At 62.8% G+C, this 17,080-nt stretch carries 19 protein-coding genes; 9 read left to right on the top strand and 10 right to left on the bottom strand.

Annotated elements, in window-relative coordinates; translation table 11 throughout:
• Positions 1-102: 102 nt before the first annotated feature.
• Positions 103-540: a hypothetical protein gene (locus ACOKS3_RS17700; RefSeq protein ID WP_103447943.1), complete on the top strand. Its 438-nt coding sequence runs from the start codon at positions 103-105 to the stop codon at positions 538-540.
• Between the two features lie 58 nt (positions 541-598).
• On the opposite strand, the gene pbpG is transcribed toward ACOKS3_RS17700, so the two are convergent.
• From pbpG to ACOKS3_RS17685, 3 genes are all read right to left on the bottom strand, one after another.
• Positions 599-1,525: a D-alanyl-D-alanine endopeptidase gene (gene pbpG / locus ACOKS3_RS17695; RefSeq protein WP_103447942.1), complete on the bottom strand. Its 927-nt coding sequence runs from the start codon at positions 1,523-1,525 to the stop codon at positions 599-601.
• 242 nt (positions 1,526-1,767) lie between these two features.
• Positions 1,768-1,950, bottom strand: coding sequence for a hypothetical protein (locus ACOKS3_RS17690; protein WP_103447941.1), 183 nt, complete (start codon positions 1,948-1,950; stop codon positions 1,768-1,770).
• Between the two features lie 94 nt (positions 1,951-2,044).
• A complete protein-coding gene (locus ACOKS3_RS17685) occupies positions 2,045-2,386 on the bottom strand; it encodes a hypothetical protein (RefSeq protein WP_103447940.1) in 342 nt (113 codons plus the stop codon).
• Between the two features lie 161 nt (positions 2,387-2,547).
• Between ACOKS3_RS17685 and ACOKS3_RS17680 the strand changes: the two genes are divergently transcribed.
• Positions 2,548-3,381 carry a shikimate 5-dehydrogenase gene (locus ACOKS3_RS17680; RefSeq protein WP_103447939.1) on the top strand — a complete coding sequence of 278 codons (834 nt, stop codon included), beginning with the start codon at positions 2,548-2,550 and terminating at the stop codon, positions 3,379-3,381.
• On the opposite strand, the gene ACOKS3_RS17675 is transcribed toward ACOKS3_RS17680, so the two are convergent.
• From ACOKS3_RS17675 to ACOKS3_RS17665, 3 genes are all read right to left on the bottom strand, one after another.
• Positions 3,351-3,632 carry a hypothetical protein gene (locus ACOKS3_RS17675; protein WP_422764339.1) on the bottom strand — a complete coding sequence of 94 codons (282 nt, stop codon included), beginning with the start codon at positions 3,630-3,632 and terminating at the stop codon, positions 3,351-3,353. The genes ACOKS3_RS17680 and ACOKS3_RS17675 overlap by 31 nt on opposite strands.
• A gap of 96 nt (positions 3,633-3,728) precedes the next feature.
• A complete protein-coding gene (gene gloA / locus ACOKS3_RS17670) occupies positions 3,729-4,256 on the bottom strand; it encodes a lactoylglutathione lyase (RefSeq protein WP_054883228.1) in 528 nt (175 codons plus the stop codon).
• 227 nt (positions 4,257-4,483) lie between these two features.
• Positions 4,484-4,843 carry a histone-like nucleoid-structuring protein, MvaT/MvaU family gene (locus ACOKS3_RS17665; RefSeq protein ID WP_103447938.1) on the bottom strand — a complete coding sequence of 120 codons (360 nt, stop codon included), beginning with the start codon at positions 4,841-4,843 and terminating at the stop codon, positions 4,484-4,486.
• 358 nt (positions 4,844-5,201) lie between these two features.
• Here ACOKS3_RS17665 and ACOKS3_RS17660 point away from each other — a divergent pair, with 358 nt between their 5' ends.
• Together ACOKS3_RS17660 and cobF are read left to right on the top strand one after the other, a co-directional pair.
• Positions 5,202-6,491: an OprD family porin gene (locus tag ACOKS3_RS17660; protein WP_103447937.1), complete on the top strand. Its 1,290-nt coding sequence runs from the start codon at positions 5,202-5,204 to the stop codon at positions 6,489-6,491.
• 21 nt (positions 6,492-6,512) lie between these two features.
• Positions 6,513-7,262, top strand: a complete 750-nt coding sequence (gene cobF / locus ACOKS3_RS17655; protein ID WP_103447936.1) for a precorrin-6A synthase (deacetylating) — start codon at positions 6,513-6,515, stop codon at positions 7,260-7,262.
• A gap of 16 nt (positions 7,263-7,278) precedes the next feature.
• Here the strand turns inward: cobF and ACOKS3_RS17650 are convergent, their stop codons facing one another.
• Positions 7,279-7,629, bottom strand: coding sequence for a response regulator (locus ACOKS3_RS17650; RefSeq protein WP_103447935.1), 351 nt, complete (start codon positions 7,627-7,629; stop codon positions 7,279-7,281).
• Positions 7,630-7,866: 237 nt separating this feature from the next.
• Here ACOKS3_RS17650 and ACOKS3_RS17645 point away from each other — a divergent pair, with 237 nt between their 5' ends.
• The 5 genes from ACOKS3_RS17645 to ACOKS3_RS17625 are packed head-to-tail and all read left to right on the top strand — an operon-like array spanning position 7,867 to position 14,366.
• On the top strand, positions 7,867-11,334 hold the full coding sequence (locus ACOKS3_RS17645) for a response regulator (protein WP_103447934.1): 3,468 nt from the start codon (positions 7,867-7,869) through the stop codon (positions 11,332-11,334).
• Positions 11,331-12,152 (top strand): CheR family methyltransferase, encoded by an 822-nt coding sequence (locus tag ACOKS3_RS17640; protein WP_103447933.1) that lies wholly within the window; start codon positions 11,331-11,333, stop codon positions 12,150-12,152. Before ACOKS3_RS17645 ends, ACOKS3_RS17640 begins: the two co-directional genes overlap by 4 nt.
• Positions 12,149-12,724 (top strand): chemotaxis protein CheB, encoded by a 576-nt coding sequence (locus ACOKS3_RS17635; protein ID WP_103447932.1) that lies wholly within the window; start codon positions 12,149-12,151, stop codon positions 12,722-12,724. The genes ACOKS3_RS17640 and ACOKS3_RS17635 overlap by 4 nt, the downstream gene beginning before the upstream one ends.
• Positions 12,718-13,944, top strand: coding sequence for a hybrid sensor histidine kinase/response regulator (locus ACOKS3_RS17630; protein WP_103447931.1), 1,227 nt, complete (start codon positions 12,718-12,720; stop codon positions 13,942-13,944). Before ACOKS3_RS17635 ends, ACOKS3_RS17630 begins: the two co-directional genes overlap by 7 nt.
• 44 nt (positions 13,945-13,988) lie before the next feature.
• Positions 13,989-14,366: a response regulator gene (locus ACOKS3_RS17625; protein WP_023629509.1), complete on the top strand. Its 378-nt coding sequence runs from the start codon at positions 13,989-13,991 to the stop codon at positions 14,364-14,366.
• Positions 14,367-14,416: 50 nt separating this feature from the next.
• Here ACOKS3_RS17625 and ACOKS3_RS17620 read toward each other — a convergent pair whose 3' ends face one another.
• Genes ACOKS3_RS17620 through ACOKS3_RS17610 form a run of 3 tightly spaced genes read right to left on the bottom strand, consistent with a single transcriptional unit; the run spans position 14,417 to position 17,056 of the window.
• Positions 14,417-14,998, bottom strand: a complete 582-nt coding sequence (locus ACOKS3_RS17620) for a TetR/AcrR family transcriptional regulator (RefSeq protein WP_103447930.1) — start codon at positions 14,996-14,998, stop codon at positions 14,417-14,419.
• 12 nt (positions 14,999-15,010) lie between these two features.
• A complete protein-coding gene (locus ACOKS3_RS17615) occupies positions 15,011-15,859 on the bottom strand; it encodes a 3-hydroxybutyryl-CoA dehydrogenase (protein WP_103447929.1) in 849 nt (282 codons plus the stop codon).
• Positions 15,860-15,871: 12 nt separating this feature from the next.
• Positions 15,872-17,056: an acetyl-CoA C-acyltransferase family protein gene (locus ACOKS3_RS17610; RefSeq protein ID WP_103447928.1), complete on the bottom strand. Its 1,185-nt coding sequence runs from the start codon at positions 17,054-17,056 to the stop codon at positions 15,872-15,874.
• Positions 17,057-17,080 lie beyond the last annotated feature (24 nt).

Below are 17,080 nucleotides of genomic sequence, written 5' to 3'. Positions count from 1 at the left end.
CTGCCTGGGAGCGCGTCTGCGGCCAACCGGGCCTAAAGGTTTTTGCCTGCCGGCCGATACGCAGGTCAACTCAAGGACCCTTTGCAAGGCAGGGAGAAAGACATGGTAGGCATCGCGGCAGTCAGCATCAGTAACACTTCGGCCCAGACGGCCAGCGCTTCGCAGGTCAGCGACACCGAAAAGACTGAATCGGGCAGCTCGACGCTGCAGGTTGACACTTCGAAGCTGCGTGGCGACGGCCAGGCCAAAGGCGCCGAGGGTGCCGAAGGCAGCAGTGGCAGTGGGGAGCCGGCGCATATCACGCAATTGCGCGAGATGATCAAGAAACTGCAGAAGCAGCTGGCGGACGAGCAGAAACAACTGGCCATCCTGATGGCACAGAAAACCGACGAAACCACCAAGCTGGCGGCCGTCGCTGGCAAGCAAGCCAGCATCGCCACTATCAGCGGCGAAATCATGGAGGCTACTGCGCAGCTGCTGGAAGCGCTGCAGAAAACAGGCGGCAACAGTGCCGGCGGGATGGTCGATACCCAGGCCTGAGTTCGACTGCACTGGCCTCATCGCCGCACGCCGCAGATGAGGCCAGCAAGGCCTGCCGTCACTCCGACGCCAGGCGCCCCTTGCCGTGTTTGTCCGTCTTGTACTGCATGGCCACGGCCGGTGCCGGTTTGGTCGCGCCGGTCTCCAGCCATTGACGCATGCGAGTGGCGTCGGCGAAGTGGGTGTATTTGCCGAAGGCGTCAAGGATCACCATGGCCACCGGGCGGTTGTCCATCTTGGTCAACAGCACCAGGCAGTGGCCGGCATCGTTGGTGAAACCGGTCTTGGTCAGCGTGATGTCCCAGTTGCTCTTGTTTACCAGGTGGTCGGTGTTACGGAAGCCCAGCGTGTAGTTCGGCTTGCGGAAGGCCACGGTCTTTTCGCGGGTGGTCGACAGCTCGCTCAGCATCGGGTACTTGCGCGATGCCATCAGCAACTTGGCGAGGTCATGGGCGGTGGAGACGTTCTGTGTCGACAGGCCGGTTGGCTCGATGTAGCGGGTGTGCGCCATGCCCAGGCTGCGGGCCTTGGCGTTCATTGCCTTGATGAAGGCCGGGTAGCCGCCCGGATAATGGTTGGCCAGGGTGGTGGCGGCGCGGTTTTCCGATGACATCAGGGTGATCAGCAGGGTTTCCCGGCGGTTCAGCTCGCTCCCCAGGCGCACACGCGAATACACGCCTTTCATGTCTGGGTTGTTGGCGATGGTCATGGTGAGCATCTCATCCATGGGCAGCTTGGCATCCAGCACCACCATCGCCGTCATCAGTTTGGTCACCGAGGCAATGGGCACCACACGGTCGGCGTGGTTCGAATACAGCTCCTGGTTGGTGTTCAGGTCGATCAGCAGGGCGCTGCCAGACGCCAGGTGCAGCTTGGACGGGTCGCGTTGGACCTGGGCCGGGGGTTGTGCAGCAGCGGTCGACGGAAGGGTCGCAGTTCCTGTGAGCAACAGCAGCAGGCTGAGGATGGACAGGGATGTTTTCACGTTGAGGCTCACTAAAGGTTGGTATGTCGTTGGCTGTGCAAGGGTTTTCCCCCAAAAAACCGATGCATTGTGGAGTATGGCCTAAGTGCTGTCGATTGCTCGTTGAGCCGCTCCCACGAAATGAAAAAAGCTTCATGCTGTATCGGTTTTCCTGGCTCCGTTCGTCGGTTCGCCCAGATAAAAAAAGACCCGCCAACGGGCGGGTCAGAAGAGGCGTAGGGAGCAACGCACAACAAATTCGGTCAAGCGATCAGGCAATCGGCCTGGAGCTGTTCAGCCAGGGCCTGGGCCGAGGCGCGGGTAGCCAGCGGGCCGCTGACGGCCTCGCCATTGCTCATCAGGTACCAGCAGGCCAGCAGGCCTTGCTCACGCAGGGTGACGGGGACGGCAGTGCCGACGACTGACATGATCTGAATAGTGGCCATGGGGACCTCCTGTGAAACATGGCCCTACCTTACGCATCAGCCGACAGGGTTTGAAATCAACACGCTCAATAGTACTCATCAGTTTTATCAACGGTCACCAGCGTGGCGGGCCGTAATACACCGGTGGCGGGCCATAGTAGGGGTGGTACGCAGGCGGTGGTGGTGCCGGTACGTAGTACGGCTGGTAGTACACCGGCTGCGGTGGGGCCTGCACGTAGACGGGCGGTGGCCCATAGTAGGCAGGCTGGCGCTCAACGTAGACCGTGCGGTCGCGGCCGCCATACACCGTCGCCCCGACCACGGCCCCGACCACGGCAGCGCCGAGCAGCGGCCCTGGGCCATACCAGCCACGGCCGCCGCCACCATGGGCAGAGGCTGGCCCGCTGACGGCCAGGGCACCGACCAGCAGGGCGATTCCGGGGAGAAGACGGTTCATGAGACTTCCTCACAAGGTAACCCCACGCTTGGGGCCTTAATACTATGACTCCGGTCTCTGTCAGCCGAGCGCAGGGAAACGGTAAAGGTTGTGTAAGGGACGACCAGTGGTTGCGTCTGGTAGGCTGAATAAACGATTCAGTTATGAAAAAGGAGCAAGTTATGGCGACAACTCCCAGCAGAGACACCGTGCTGTGCATTTCCTTGGCCGGGCGGCCTGGCACCTTCGGCGTGCGTTTTCATAATCACCTCTACCAGCAGCTTGGGCTCGACTACTACTACAAGGCCATGAGCACCAACGACCTGCCGGCAGCCGTCGCAGGTATCCGCGCGCTAGGCATTCGCGGTTGTGGCGTGTCGATGCCGTACAAGGAGGCTTGCATGGCGCTGGTTGACGAAATCGACCCGTCGGCGGCGGCGATCGAGTCGATCAATACCTTGGTCAACACCGCGGGCCATCTGAAGGCCTACAACACCGATTACCTGGCCGTGCGGCAACTGCTCGAAGAGCACCAGGTCGACCCTGCCACCGCGTTTGCCTTGCGCGGCAGTGGCGGCATGGCCAAGGCTGTGGCCAGTGCCCTGCGTGATGCCGGGTTCCGCGAAGGCATCATCGTCGCCCGCAACGAGCAGGCCGGGCGGCAGCTCGCGGATGTCTGCGGTTATCGTTGGGTGGCTGAACTGGGCGACCTGTGCCCGCCGATGCTGGTGAATGTGACACCGATCGGCATGGCTGGCGGGCCGGAGGCGGATGAGCTGGCCTTCAGCGAGAATGCTATTGCGGCGGCCGAGCGGGTGTTCGACGTGGTGGCGATGCCGGCGCGCACGCCGCTGATCCAGCGGGCCGAGGCGCTGGGCAAGCCGGTGATTACCGGGCTGGAGGTGATTGCGCTGCAGGCCTTGGAGCAGTTTGTGTTGTATACCGGCGTGCGGCCCAGTCGTGAACAGGTTGAAGCGGCGGTAGCTTATGCGCGCGCCGCTCCTGCAGCGAAGTGACCGTGCCGGTCAGAAGGCTTTGTGCCCTTGTCCAGTTGCTCATCCACCAATGCCCGACCATGTGCCAGCGACACATGCTGCGCATTCTCAAGGTCCGAGAAGAACTTCATCGGCATGGACATTCGCTTGCTGGTGTGCCCCTGAGGATCGGTGATCAGGCAACCGGCGGCGTAGGGCAGGGGGGAGTCGGGGTGGGGCATCACGCTGGCGGTGATGGTGTGGTCGCGGTATTCACAGTGAAGAGATTGCATCGTCCTTACCTCGCTGTGGTATGTGAAGCAGTTACCTTCATATACCACAGCAAGGGGCCAGGAGTTCCCGGCCCGACGAGCGCGAGCTGACGGCGATCAGCCCTTCAGTTCGGTGGGCTGGATCACTTCCACCCAGTAACCGTCCGGGTCCTTGACGAAGGCCAGGTGGTTCATGCGGCCATCTTGCAGGCGTTTCTGGAACGGTACGTCGAGGGCTTCGAAACGGGCACAGGCCTCACGCACGTCCGGCACCGAAATACAGATGTGGCCAAAGCCGCGCGGGTCGGTGTTGCCGTTATGGTAGGCGAATTCCGGGTCGTTCTCGGTGCCGTGGTTGTGGGTCAGTTCCAGTACGCCCGGGATCGACTTCATCCACTGGTGGCGCGCGGTGTCGTCGGCAGGGATCTGCGCCGGGTCGACCAGGGCCAGGAAGTACAGGCTGAAGGCCGCTTCAGGGAAGTCGCGCTTGTCGACCAGGCGGAAGCCCAGCACACGGGTGTAGAAGTCCAGCGACTTCTCGATGTCCTTGACGCGCAGCATGGTGTGGTTAAAGACGAACTGGGCGGTGGCGGCGTCTGGCTGCGCGGTGACGCCAGGCAGGGTTTGCAGATCGTGCAGGCTCATGGGTACTCCAGAGACGGGGCTGGCAACCAGGTGCCAGCGAAACAGACAGGGGGCCATGATACGTCAGTGAAGCGTTTGCGCAAATGAAAGCGCCCTGCTCGGGTGAGCAGGGCGCCGGAATTAGAGGCCCGCATGTGCGGGCGCGTGATGGGGTCGCTAGTCCTTTAGCTGTCTCGATACTGCTGCAGCCGTTGTGAAAAAAGTGTGAAGTGGGTGTTGACGTTTCATCAGCGAACCCAGCTCTCCACGGTAGCGGCCCCATACTGTTCTTTCCACGCCTTGAGGCCGCGGTGGTTGCCGCCTTTGGTCTCGATCAGTTCGCCGGTGTGTGGGTTCTCGTAGACTTTCACCACGCGCGGGCGGCGCTGTTGTTTCGGTGCACTGGCAGCGCCACGGGTAACCGCCTTCGGGTCGAGGATGGCGATGATGTCGCGCAGACTTTTGTCATAGCTTTTCATCAGGCCGACTAGTTTCTGCTCGAATTCGATTTCGCGTTTGAGGCCGGCATCCTTTTTCAGCGCCTCCAGTTGTGCCATCTGTTCCTGGAGCGCTTTCTCGGCAGCACGAAACTCTGCAAGTCTGGACACTGTAATCACTCCTGTACGTCTTCCGTGGCAGGGCGTGACGAACATTGATAAGGACTAAACGCCAGCCACGCGGGTGGGTAAAACTGTTCGCTGAGATCGAGTGTAGACACTTGCAGGACTTCGGTAAACCGCAAACTTTTTATAAGTAATCGGGAACTTTCCAAGTTTTCCACGCTGTAATTCAGATGGTTTTTCGATGCCTCTTCGAGGGGTTCTAGACCATGGTCCAATAGCCTGTGGCAGAGCGGCTGGGCGATGATTTCAGATGATGGTCGACTCATGTTCGGCCGCGACGCATTAGCGTGACGCAGGTGCGTCACGATTCGTTTTTTTGCCTTACTTGTGGATGTGCCCTCGCATGTTTTCCCCCCTTCCTCTCGCCCCCGGGCGCCGTGTTGCCGGCGTGTTCCTCATGTGCGCCGGCGCGCAGGCCCAGGCCGCCGGTTTTGTTGAAGACGCTAGTGCCAAGGTCGAAGCACGCAATGTCTATTTCAACCGGGATTTTCGTGACGGCCACAGCAGTTCCAGCCAGGGTGCGTCAAAACGTGAAGAATGGGCGCAAGGCTTCATTCTGAATGTGCAATCGGGTTATACCCAGGGCCCGGTTGGCTTTGGTGTTGATGCACTGGGCATGTTAGGGATCAAGCTTGATTCCAGCCCGGCCGACAGTAACAGTGGTTTGCTGCCATCTTCCGGCCACGACCCACGGCACTCCGCCGACCAATACGCGAAAATGGGCCTGGCGGCCAAGGTCAAGGTGTCCAACACCGTGCTTAAGTACGGCTCGATGATGCCGGACGTACCGCTGTTGAAATACAACGATGGTCGCCTGCTGCCGACCATGTTCCACGGCGCGATGCTGACCTCCGAGGAAGTGCGTGACCTGAAGTTCACCCTGGCCCGCCTGGACAAGTACACTGCGCGTGATTCCACCGATCGCCAGGATATTCGCGTGCATTGCAAGAACAAGCGCTATGCCTGCGATATCCAAGCCGACCACTTTGACCTGGCCGGCCTGGACTACCGTTTCAATGATCGGCTCAGTGCCCAGTATCAAGTCGCCAAACTGGAAAACATCTACCGCCAGCACTTCCTTGGGCTGGTCGCCAGCCAGCCGCTCGCTGTCGGTAGCCTGTCGGCAGACCTGCGGCTGATCAAGAGCGATGACATCGGCAACGCCCGCGCCGGTGAGATCGACCACCGTGCCTTCAGTGGCATGCTCGGCTACAGCCTGGGCGGGCACAAGATCAGCGCCGGCTGGCAGCGCATGTACGGCGAAAGTGCCATGCCATACCTTGATGGCAGCAACCCGTACCTGGTCAGCTACGCCCAGGTCAACGACTTCGCCGCCGCCCAGGAGCGCTCCTGGCAGCTGCGTTACGACTACGACTTCAAAGCCCTTGGCGTGCCCGGCCTGAGCTTCTTCACCCGCTACATCAACGGCGACCACATCAAGGTGCCGGGCAGCAATGCCGAAGGCAAGGAATGGGAACGCGACACCGAGCTCAAGTACCAGGTGCAGAGCGGCACCTTCAAGGATGTCAGCGTGCGCCTGCGTAACTCCACGTACCGCAGCAACTACGAGAAGTGGGCGCGGGACATGGATGAGACGCGGGTCATCGTCAGCTATAACTTCTCTATCTTCTGAGTCGAGATCGCGGGCGGTGCCATGAAAGACGTTCTGTTGATTGGCATCGGCCCGGGCGACCCCCGGCAGATCACCGTCGAGGCAGTCGAGGCACTGCGTCGCGCCAGTGTTTTGTTCATGCTCGACAAAGGCGCTGGCAAGGGTGAACTGCTGCGCTTGCGCAAGGCGATCCTCGAGCGCTACCGGCCCGAGGGTGGCTACCGCCTGGTGCAGGTGGCAGACCCTCGGCGCGATGCCGAGGCGGATGACTACACAGGCGCGGTGCACGACTGGCATCGCCAGCGTGCTGCGCTGTATGCCCGGTTGATCAGCGAAGAGATGGGCGCCGAGGATATCGGCGCCTTTTTGCTCTGGGGTGAGCCCGGGCTCTATGACAGCACCTTGCGCATTCTTGACCTGGTCCGCGAACGCGGAGTGGCGCTACGCCTGCAGGTGATTCCCGGTATCAGCAGTGTGCAGGCCCTGGCGGCGCGGCATCAGATCCCCCTCAACCGCATTGGCGAGCCGCTGACCGTGCTGCCAGGGCGGCGCCTGGCCGAGCAGGGGCAGGTGGATAATGTGGTGGTGATGCTCGACGGGCAATGCGCCTTTGCCACGCTAGAGGATCCGGCGCTGGTGATCTACTGGGGCGCTTACCTGGGCACCGAGGATGAAGTGCTGATCGCCGGGCCCTTGCAGGCAGTGAAGGCACGGATACTGGAGGTGCGCGAGCGGGAGAGGGTGCGGATTGGGTGGATCATGGATACTTATCTGTTACGCCGAGAGCTTTGAGTTACCTGGCCGCTGCTCAAGGCGTACCCAGAATCTCCACCACCTTGTCGCGCAACTGGTCGATGCTGAACGGCTTGCCGATCATGTGCATGCCCTCCGGCACAGGGAAACTCTCGGCATAACCGCTGGCAAACAGCACCGGCAGCAACGGCCGCTCCGCACGGGCCTTGGCCGCCAACTCTTCACCGCGCATGTCCGGCAAGCCCACGTCGGTCACCAGCAGGGCCAGTGATTGGCTGGCATCCTCGATTACCTTCAGCGCTGCCTTGGCATTTTCCGCTTCGAGGGTGCTGTAGCCCAATTCATCGAGCACTTCGACCATCAGCATACGTACGATGTCGTCGTCTTCGACTACCAGAAGTTGCATGGGAGGTTTCCTGTTGAAAAAGTCATGTCCCTACTCTGTGCGCCAGGCAGTGACAGAAGTTCCCGAGGATACCGACTGTGGCACATCGAGGGAACGATTCTCACACGGGGGCTTCAAATACTGGCTAAATGCCCTGCCGAAGCCGCCCAAGCGGGTTAGACTCGCTTGTTAATCGGTGAGCGCAGCGGCAGAGCCGCCACACTTTTCAATGGACCTTTTTCGCGCGGGCGTTTTCAGATGATTCAAGCAGCCTCGATGGACCAGCAAAGCTTCCGCAAGCTGTTGAGCCGAAATATCAGCCTGCCCCTGGCAGTGGGCCTGCTCGGCGCCGTGGCCTTTGTCGCGGTGATCAACTACCTGCTTTCGGCCATGCAGTGGGTCGAGCACACCGATCGGGTGATCGGCAATGCCAACGAAACGGTCAAGCTGTCGATCGACATGGAAACCGGCATGCGCGGTTTTCTGATCACCGGAGACGAACGCTTCCTCGACCCCTACGAGGTAGCCAAGCCGCGCATCCTCGGTAGCTTGCAGAGCCTGCGCGGCATGGTCGAGGACAACTCGCAGCAGGTCGACCGTATCGACCGGCTGATTGCCTTGCAGCATGCCTGGAATGCATTCGCCGGCGAGATGATCAGCCAGCGCCGCAGTGGCGGCGACTACAGTGCTTCGGTCGGCAATGGCCGCGGCAAGCGCATCACCGACGAAATACGCAAGGAATTCGACGACCTGGTCGTCACTGAACAGCAGCTGCGCATGACGCGCACCGAGAAGGTCAGCGCGGTCACCGTTACCGCCATATCTGGCTTCGTGCTGTTGATTGTCGGCCTCAGCGCCTTGCTCGCCTACCTCGGTCGCCGCGATCTGCTGGCCCTGTCGGGCAGCTACAGCGAAAACCTGCAGGCTCAGCAGCGTGCTGCCGAGCGCCTGGAACACCAGGCCTGGTTGCGCAATGGCCAGACCCAGCTGGCCGAACAAGTGCTGGGCCAACTGACCCTGCCGATGCTCGGCGACAACATCCTGCGCTTCTTCGCCAGCTACCTGGGCAGCGTGGTCGGTGCGCTCTACGTGCGCGACGAACATGGTCGCTTGGTACGCGTGGCCACCTACGGCCTGGCAGCCGAGGAGCAGGCCCGTCAGCAGGTGCTGGGTGACCACGACGGCCTGCTGGCCCAGGCCGTGCGCGAGGGGCGCCTGCTGCGCCTGGACGAACTGCCAGAAGATTACTACCAGCTCAGTTCGGGCCTGGGTCGCGGCCTGCCGCGCAGTGCACTGCTGATGCCGGCCCGCGATGACGGCCAGATCAACGGAGTGATTGAACTGGGCTTCCTGCGCCCGCTGCAGGCGCGCGACGACGAGCTGATGCAGCGGGTCGGCGAAAACCTCGGTATTTCCATCGAAAGCGCCCGATACCGCCAGCGCCTGCAGGAAGTACTGGCCGAGACCCAGCAGCTCAACGAAGAGCTGCAGGTGCAGCAGGAAGAACTCAAGACCGCCAACGAAGAGCTCGAAGAGCAATCGCGGGTGCTCAAGGAGTCCCAGGCCCACCTGGAAACCCAGCAGGCCGAGCTTGAACAGACCAATGAGCAGCTGTCCGAGCGTACCGAGGCGCTGGACCGCAAGAACGACGAGCTCAGCCAGGCCCAGGAAGAACTGCAGGCCCGCGCCGACGAGCTGCAGCGTTCGAGCAAGTACAAGTCCGAGTTTCTCGCCAACATGTCCCACGAGCTGCGCACGCCGCTCAATAGCTCGCTGATCCTGGCCAAGCTGCTGGCCGAGAACGGCGAGGGCAACCTCAGCGCCGAGCAGGTCAAGTTCGCCGAGTCCATCTACTCCGCTGGCAACGACCTGCTGAACCTGATCAACGACATCCTCGACATTGCCAAGGTCGAGGCCGGCAAGCTCGAAGTGCGTCCCGAAAGCACGCAGTTGGAGCGCCTGGTCGAAGGTTTGCGTGGCATGTTCCTGCCATTGGCCGAGCACAAGGGCCTGAGCTTCGACGTCACAGTTGAAGCCCAGGTACCGGCCACCTTGTTCACCGACCGCCAGCGCCTGGAGCAGATCCTCAAGAACCTGCTGTCCAACGCCATCAAGTTTACCGAGCGCGGCCAGGTCAGCCTGAACATCGGCTACCAGGCGGGCAGTGGCATTATCTTCTCGGTGCGCGACAGCGGCATTGGCATCGCCGCCGACCAGCAGCAGGCGATCTTCGGCGCCTTCCATCAGGTCGACGGCACCAGTAACCGTCGCTACGGCGGCACCGGCCTGGGGCTGTCGATCTCGCGCGACCTGGCGCATCTGCTTGGCGGGCACATCAGCGTCGACAGCAGCCCCGGCAAAGGCAGCGTGTTCAGCCTGAGCCTGCCCGAGCGCTATGAGGCACAAGGCGAAGAAATCGAAGCCCTGAGCTTGCGTCCGACCGTCGACAGCCTGCCACCGGCACCCAAGGTCGTCGCGCCGGCGGTGGTCAAGCATCCGCTACTGACGTTCGCCGACGACCGCGAGCGGGCGCCGTTCGGCAACCGTTGCATCCTGGTGGTCGAGGACGAACCGAACTTCGCCCGCATCCTCTTCGACCTGGCCCACGAGCTGGGCTACAGCTGCCTGGTGGCCCAGGGTGCCGATGAAGGCTTCGAATTGGCCGTGCAGTACGTACCCGACGCGATCCTGCTGGACATGCGCCTGCCCGACCACTCCGGCCTGACCGTGCTGCAGCGCCTCAAGGAGCAGGCCAGCACCCGGCACATCCCGGTGCACATCATCTCGGTGGAAGACCGCGTCGAGGCGGCGATGCACATGGGCGCGGTGGGCTACGCGGTCAAACCGACCAGCCGGGAAGAACTCAAGGACGTCTTCGCCCGCCTGGAAGCCAAGCTCACCCAGAAGCTCAAGCATATCCTGCTGGTGGAGGACGACGACCTGCAGCGTGAGAGCATCGCCCGGCTGATCGGCGACGAGGATGTCGAGATCACCGCCGTGGCCATGGCCCAGGATGCCCTGGCGTTGCTGCGCGAGAACATCTACGACTGCATGATCATCGACCTCAAGCTGCCCGACATGCTTGGCAACGAGCTGCTCAAGCGCATGACGGCCGAGGATATCCGGTCGTTCCCGCCGGTGATCGTCTACACCGGGCGCAACCTCACCCGCGAAGAAGAAGCCGACCTGCTCAAGTATTCGCGCTCGATCATCATCAAGGGCGCGCGTTCGCCGGAGCGCCTGCTCGATGAGGTGACGCTGTTCCTGCACAAAGTCGAATCGCAGCTGTCCCATGAACGCCAGCGCATGCTCAAGACCGCGCGCAGCCGCGACAAGGTGTTCGAAGGGCGCAAGGTGCTGCTGGTGGACGATGATGTGCGCAACATCTTTGCCCTCACCAGTGCCCTGGAGCACAAGGGTGCCATCGTCGAGATCGGCCGCAATGGTCGCGAAGCCATCGAGCGCCTGGAGCAGCACGATGACATCGACCTGGTGCTGATGGACGTGATGATGCCGGAGATGGACGGCTTCGAGGCCACCCGCCTGATCCGCCAGCAGCCGCGCTGGCGCAAGTTGCCGATCATCGCCGTCACCGCCAAGGCGATGAAGGATGACCAGCAGCGTTGCCTGCAGGCCGGCGCCAATGATTACCTGGCCAAACCGATCGACCTGGACCGCCTGTTCTCGTTGATCCGCGTGTGGCTGCCGCAACTGGAGCGAATTTGACTAGCGAGCGCAATACCGACATTGAGATCCGACTGCTGATCGAGGCGATCTACCTCAAGTACAGCTACGATTTTCGCAATTACTCCGGCGCTTCAATCAAGCGCCGGATCCTCCATGCACTGCGCCAGTTCGACTGCCTCACGGTATCGGCACTGCAGGAGCGGGTGCTGCACGACCCGGGCATGTTCATGCAGTTGCTGCAGTACCTGACGATCCCGGTCAGCGAGATGTTCCGCGACCCCAGCCACTTCCTCGCGCTGCGCCAGGAAGTGGTGCCGCTACTGCGCACCTGGCCTTCGATCAAGGTGTGGATTGCCGGCTGCAGCACCGGTGAAGAGGTGTATTCGATGGCCATCCTGCTGCGCGAAGAGGGCCTGCTGGAACGCACCATCATTTACGCCACCGACATCAACCCGCATTCACTGGACCGCGCCAAGCAGGGCATCTACTCGATGCAGAGCATGCGCGAGTACGAAGAAAACTACCGCCTCGCCGGCGGGCGCCGTGACTTTGCCGAGTACTACACCGCGGCCTACGGCAACGCCATCATGGATAGCAGCCTGCGTGACAATGTGACCTTCGCCGACCACAGCCTGGCCACCGACAGCGTGTTTTCCGAAACCCAGCTGGTGTCGTGCCGGAACGTGCTGATCTATTTCAACAAGGAGCTGCAGGACCGCGCACTCGGGCTGTTCCACGAGTCCTTGTGCCACCGGGGTTTCCTGGTGCTGGGCAGCAAGGAGTCGGTGGACTTCTCGGCCTACAGCAATTGCTTCGAGCCGCTGGTCAAGCCCGAACGGATCTACCGCAAATCATGAACGGCGTACGCGCGGTGGTCATCGGCGCCTCGGCGGGCGGCGTCACGGCACTGTTCACGGTGCTCGGTGCGCTGCCGGCCAGTTTTGCCATTCCGGTACTGTGCGTGCTGCACCTGCCGGACGGCCGCCACAGCCAGCTGGCCGAGGTGCTGCAGCGGCGCTTGCAGCGGCCGGTGCGCCAGGCGTGTGACAAGGAAACCATTGACCCGGGGCAGATCTACGTAGCCGGGCCGGGTTATCACCTGTCGGTGGAAGCCGACTTCAGCCTGTCGCTCAGCCAGGAAGAACCGGTGCACTTCTCGCGCCCGGCCATCGATTATCTCTTCACTTCGGCGGCCGATGCATATGGCCCCGGGTTGCTCGGCGTGCTGCTCACCGGGGCCAACGAAGATGGCGCCGAAGGGCTTGCCTACATCCAGAACAGCGGCGGCCGGACCGTGGTCCAGGACCCCCGCGACGCACAGGTGGCGTTGATGCCGGAGGCCGCCCTGGCCCGGCACGAACCCGACCTTATCCTTTCTCTGAGTGGTATCGGGCAGTTGCTCGCGACCCTGGAACCCAGCGCATGCTAAGCCACACCCCTGCCAAACTGCTGATCGTCGACGACCTGCCGGAAAACCTGCTGGCGCTGGCCGCCCTGATCCAGGGCGAAGACCGCGAGGTGCACCAGGCGCAGTCGGCGGAAGCGGCCTTGTCGCTGTTGCTCGAGCACGAGTTCGCCCTGGCCATTCTCGACGTGCAGATGCCGGGCATGAACGGCTTCGAGTTGGCCGAGCTGATGCGCGGCACGGAAAAGACCCGCAACATCCCGATCGTCTTCGTCACCGCTGCCGGGCGTGAAATGAACTATGCCTTCAAGGGCTACGAGAGCGGCGCGGTGGACTTCCTGCACAAGCCCCTCGACACCCTGGCGGTGAAGAGCAAGGTGTCGGTGTTCGTCGACCTGTACCGCCAGCGCAAGGTGCTCGACCGGCAGCTGCAAGCGCTCGAGCGCAGCCGCCAGGAGCAGGAGCTGCTGCTGGGCCAGTTGCAGGTGGCGCGTGGTGAGCTTGAGCATGCGGTGCGTATGCGCGACGACTTCATGTCGATCGTTGCCCACGAGGTGCGCACCCCGCTCAACGGCCTGATCCTGGAAACCCAGTTGCGCAAGATGCACCTGGCCCGCGGCAACCTCGACGCGTTCAGCGCCGACAAACTGAAGGTCATGGTCGAGCGTGACGAGCGTCAGATAAACAGCCTGATCCGCCTGATCGAGGACATGCTCGACGTGTCGCGCATTCGCACCGGCAAACTGTCGCTGCGGCCGAAGGCGTTCGACCTGGGGCAGCTGGTGGCAGGTCTGGTGGAGAACTTCTCTGCTCAGGCCGCGGCCCTGGACACCCACATCGAACTGCAGCGTTGCGACGCCTTGCAGGGCCTGTGGGACGAATTCCGTATTGAGCAAGTACTGGCCAATCTGTTGTCCAATGCGTTGCGCTATGGCGAGCACAAACCGGTGCATGTGCAGGTATTCGCTCAAGGCGACATGGCCTGGGTGCAGGTGCGGGACCACGGGATCGGCATCAGCGCCAGTAACCAGCAGCGTATTTTCCAGCAGTTCGAGCGGGTTGCCACCCAGCAGGCCAGTGCTGGGCTTGGGCTGGGGCTGTACATATCGGAACAGATCGTCCAGGCGCACGGTGGGCGGATACAGGTCGAGAGCGAGGTGGGGCAGGGCGCGACCTTCAGCCTGGTGCTGCCGTTGGCAGGGGTCAGCGAACAAAACGACCAGCTGCGGGCAACCTCCGCGTAAGCCTGGGGTCAGATGGCAAACTGTATGAATTTCAAGGCGTTGTCATGAGTGAAGATGCACAAGATGTAGTGCTGGTGGTCGAGGATGAACCGGCGATCCGGATGATCCTGCGTGATTACCTGGCGGGAGAGGGCTACCACGTGCTGGTTGCCGAGGACGGTGAGCAGGCCTTTGCGATTCTGGCGAGCAAGCCGCACCTGGACCTGATGGTGACCGACTTCCGCTTGCCCGGTGGTATTTCCGGGGTGGAGATCGCTGAACCTGCGGTGAAGCTGCGGCCGGACCTGAAGGTGATCTTCATCAGCGGCTACCCGGCGGAGATCCTCGAGTCCGGCAGCCCGATCGCGCGCAAGGCGCCGATCCTGGCCAAGCCGTTCGACCTCGATACCCTGCACGAGCAGATCCAGGCCCTGCTGCGTTAGCCTGCACCGGCCTCTTCGCGGGGCTTGTCCCGCGAAATGGCCTGGCCTGTCTATCGCAGGGTCCGCTCGATTCCGCCGACCAACAGGCTTTCCATCAACCCCAGCCCCTGTTCCTCGGGTAAGCCTTTGAGCATCCCCGGCAGTTGGTTCAGCAATGTCGCCACCACATGCGAGGTCGCCACCAATGCCTCGCCCTGCAAGGTCGCCCGTGGCGCGATCAGGCGCAGCAAACCGGCCTCATAGCGCTTGCGCAGCAAACCCAGGCGCGCCTGCTGCTCCTCGCTCAAGCAGCACAGGTCGCGCTCGGCCAGGCGAAACTGCATGGGCCGCTCGGCATGCAACTGCCAGTGCGCGGCAATCAGGCAGCCCATCGCCGAAGCCCCTCGGGCCATGGCCCGGCGCCCTTGCTCCAAGGTGGCCTGCAGTTCCTCGTACAGCTCTTCGATCAGGTCGAACAGCAGGTCCTGCTTGCTGGGGAAATGGTGATACAGCGAGCCGGCGGTCAGGCCCACATGCGCCGCCAGCTCGCGCATGCTGACCTGGCCAAAGCCCTTTTCGGCGAACAGCGCCATGGCCCGGTCGCGTCGCTCTTCGAAGTTGGCACAGCGCATGGCGGCATTGACCGGGGGCATGGCGTGCGCTCCTCAGTAGGTGAAGAAGCCGCGGCCGGTCTTGCGCCCCAGCCATCCGGCCGCGACCATTTCCTTGAGCAGCGGGGCAGGGCGGTATTTGCTGTCGTTGAAGCCTTCGTGGAAGGCCTCCATGATCGCCAGCAGGGTATCCAGGCCGATCAGGTCGGCCAGGGCCAGCGGGCCGATCGGCTGGTTGCAGCCCAGGCGCATGCCGGTGTCGATGTCCTCGGCACTGGCCAGGCCTTCCTGGCGCACGAAGATCGCTTCGTTGATCATCGGCACTAGGATGCGGTTGACCACGAAACCCGGGCGGTTGCCGGCGGTGATCGGCGTCTTGCCAAGCTTCTCGGTGACCACCAGTGCCTGGGCATAGGTGCTGTCACTGGTCTGCAGGCCGCGGATGATCTCGACCAGGGCCATCAGCGGCACCGGGTTGAAGAAGTGCACGCCGATGAAGCGCTCGGGGTGCTCGATGCTGGCGGCTAGCTGGGTCACCGACAGTGACGAGGTGTTGGTGGCGATCAGGCAGTCGGCGGCCACGTTGGCTGCCACCTGCTGCAGGATGCGCTGCTTGAGCTGCAGGTTTTCGGTGGCCGCCTCGATCACCAGCTGCGCACTGCTCAGCTGGGCGTAGTCGGTGCTGGTACGGATGCGGGTTTTTGCCGCCTCGGCGCGCTCGGCGTCGAGCGTGCCCTTGCTCACCTGGCGCTCCAGGTTCTTGCTCAAGGTGGCCACGCCACGCTCCAGCGCGGCGTCGGAAACGTCCACCATCAATACCTGGTAGCCGGCCACCGCGCACACCTGGGCGATACCGTTGCCCATGGTGCCGGCGCCGATCACGGCAATCTGTTCAATCGTCATGGTTCAGTTCCCTCAGACGCGCTCGAAGACCACGGCAATGCCCTGGCCGCCGCCGATGCACATGGTGGCCAGCGCGTAGCGGCCCTGGATGCGTTGCAGTTCGTGGATGGCCTTGGTGGCGATGATCGCCCCGGTGGCGCCGACCGGGTGGCCCAGGGAAATGCCCGAACCGTTCGGGTTGACCTTCTCCGGGTCGAAGCCGAGTTCGCGAGCCACGGCGCAGGCTTGGGCGGCGAAGGCTTCGTTGGACTCGATCACGTCCAGGTCGCTGACATTCAGGCCGGCCTTTTCCAGCACTTTGCGGGTTGCCGGGATAGGGCCCAGGCCCATCAGTTCCGGCTCGACGCCAGCGTGGGCATAGGCCACCAGGCGCGCCAGCGGCTTCAGGCCCAGCCGGCGCACGGCATCACCGGTGGCCAGCACCAGGCCGGCGGCGCCATCGTTGATGCCGCTGGCATTGCCGGCGGTGACGGTGCCGTCTTTCTTGAACACCGTCTTCATGCCGGCCAGTTGCTCGGCAGTCACATCGGCGCGCACATGCTCGTCGACGGCGAATTGCACGGTGCCTTTACGGGTTTTCAGCTCCAGCGGCACGATCTGGCTGTCGAAGCGGCCTTCGGCCTGGGCGCGGGCGGCGCGGCGCTGGCTGGTGAGGGCCAGCTCGTCCTGCATCTCGCGGCTGATGCCGTGTTTGGCCGCGACGTTTTCCGCAGTGATACCCATGTGGAAATGTTCGAACGGATCCTGCAATACGCCGACGGTATAGTCGATGCCTTGCAGGTCGCCCATGCGTGCGCCCCAGCGTGCCTGCGGCAGCAGGTACGGGCCGCGGCTCATGGACTCGGCACCGGCGGCCAGGGCCACGTCGGCGTCACCCAGCAGCAGGCACTGGGCGGCCGAGACGATGGCCTGCAGGCCCGAACCACACAGGCGGTTGACGTTGAAGGCCGGGGTTTCCTTAGGGATGCCTGCGTTCATCGCCGCTACCCGCGACAGGTAGGCATCGCGTGGCTCGGTAGGGATGACGGTGGCCATCACCATGTGGCCGATCTGCTCGGCGGGCACACCCGAGCGCTCGATGGCGGCGCGGGTCACGGCGGTGGCCAGGTCGGCCAGTGGCAGGTCCTTGAGGGAACCACCGAAACCACCGATGGCGGTACGGACGGCACTGACGACGTAGATTTCTGCGCTGCTCATAGAAGCTCCGGTTGCGAAGGCATG

The organism is Pseudomonas sp. HS6-2, from assembly GCF_049325675.2.
GTDB classification, from domain to species: Bacteria; Pseudomonadota; Gammaproteobacteria; order Pseudomonadales; family Pseudomonadaceae; genus Aquipseudomonas; species Aquipseudomonas putida_N.
The sequence above is the reverse complement of the archived record's forward strand: the minus strand, read 5'-3'. Positions and strand labels throughout refer to the sequence as shown.